Origin of the sequence: Caballeronia glathei, assembly GCF_000698595.1 — a bacterium.
Lineage (GTDB): Bacteria > Pseudomonadota > Gammaproteobacteria > Burkholderiales > Burkholderiaceae > Caballeronia > Caballeronia glathei.
The window spans coordinates 1-1665 of record NZ_JFHC01000214.1 but is presented as its reverse complement, the minus strand read 5'-3'; the positions used below and the strand labels follow the sequence as shown (position 1 = coordinate 1665).

Here is a 1665-nt window from a genome sequence, read left to right as displayed (position 1 = left end):
TCTAGACGGTGCTCGCGCAACGCTTACACCGTAGCGCGGATATTGCGCCGACAGAATGCTCATTGCCGCGAGCACGGGCGCATCTCGCACAGCAAGTTTCGATTCGTAATGTAACGCTGACCGCGCGACCGACATCAGCGCGCACGCACGTCGTTCCGACAGGCCCCGTGTCCTCGCATAGGCAACCTGCTGGCGACGCGCGGGCGCGCTCACCACTTTTTTGCGTTGATCTCTTTCATCACGTCGAGTTCGAGATCGCGCTCCGCGAGCATCTTCTTCAGTCGCGCATTCTCCTGTTCGAGATGCTTGAGCCGCTTCACATCAGCAGCCTCCAGCCCCCCGAAATGCTGCCGCCAGTTGTAAATCGTCTGCTCGCTTATCCCGTGCTTCTTTGCAATCTCGGCGACTGGCGCCTTGTCTGCCTCACGCAGAATCGTGACCATCTGCTCGTCGGTAAACCGGCTCTTCTTCATGACTTCCATTCTCCGTTGGAAGCTATTCTCTCAAGTTTCAGCTGGTCCGAAAATTCCAGAGCAGGTCATGGTTATCTCGCGCCTACTATTGACCGGCCATAACTCTACTTTTGATTCTTCTGATTCTCCATAGGTAAAAAATGAACAAAAAACGAATTCTCATTACTGGCGCAGGATCTGGCTTCGGTGAAGGAACCGCTTTGGGTCTGGCAACGCAGGGACACGAAGTAATTGCAACTGTGCAAATTTCTCCACAGGTTTTTCCATTACGTGCCAAAGCGGAAAAGCTTGGCTTAACGAACCTGCGCGTTGAGAAACTTGACATCCTTGACAAGTTTGATGTCGGAGCCGCTCTTGAATGGGATTTTGACGTATTGTTTAGCAACGCGGCATATGGAGAAGGTGGTCCTGTCAGTGAAATGCCGATGGAACTCGTGCGCTCAAACTATGAGACCAATGTCTTTGCTCCGCTGGACCTTGCCCAGAAAGTTGTGCGCAAATGGGTCACGTCCGGACAGCCGGGAAAGATCGTGTTTACGACTTCAGTGCTTAGCATTATCTCCGTGCCGGGTTTCGGTTGCTATGGATCTACAAAGCATGCTATGCAAGCTATTGCCGAGGCAATGGCGCAGGAAGTTCAGCCTTTCAACATCAAGATTCAGACCATAAATCCAGGTGCTTACGCCACGGGCTACAACGAGACCATGGCGGAAACGGCGTTCAAATGGATGGACGATACCAAGAATTTCATTAAACGTTCGGATATGCAAGAAGCTTTCAAAAAGATCTTCGCTATGGAGCGTGATCCTGAAGAAGTTATCGAGCAGTTGGTGAAAATTGTTCCGTCAGATGTGGGTGAATTTCGAAATATCATTCCACAGTTCCAAGAAAAAGCAGTAGACAAGGACGAGCAATCTATTGCTCACGCATCAATTTAGATTGATCAAGCGCGGCGGAATCAGAAAAATTTATTGAAAATGCACAAGTCAGAAAAGAAAGATCTGGCTCCGCCAACTTGTCGCCATTGATTGGTGTTCCATTGGTCAATTTCAAGAGCTTGCGCGATCTTTTGGCGCGTACGCCATATCATATGGATTTGATTCTCGCCGCTCGAGCTCGCGGCGAGTTAAAGAAGGACGTTTGTGGCTCGCGCTGGCACGGCGCCTTGAACCGCCCCGGATTTGGTGGAGGC

At 50.8% G+C, this 1665-nt stretch carries 1 protein-coding gene and 1 pseudogene; one reads left to right on the top strand and one right to left on the bottom strand.

Translation table 11 applies throughout. The features are described from left to right. Nucleotides 1-473: pseudogene (locus BG61_RS41670) on the bottom strand (transposase); the annotation flags it as partial. 140 nt (nt 474-613) lie between these two features. Between BG61_RS41670 and BG61_RS38350 the strand changes: the two are divergent. After that, nucleotides 614-1411, top strand: coding sequence for an SDR family oxidoreductase (locus tag BG61_RS38350; protein ID WP_035943593.1), 798 nt, complete (start codon nt 614-616; stop codon nt 1409-1411). The last annotated feature ends 254 nt before the right edge of the window (nt 1412-1665 follow it).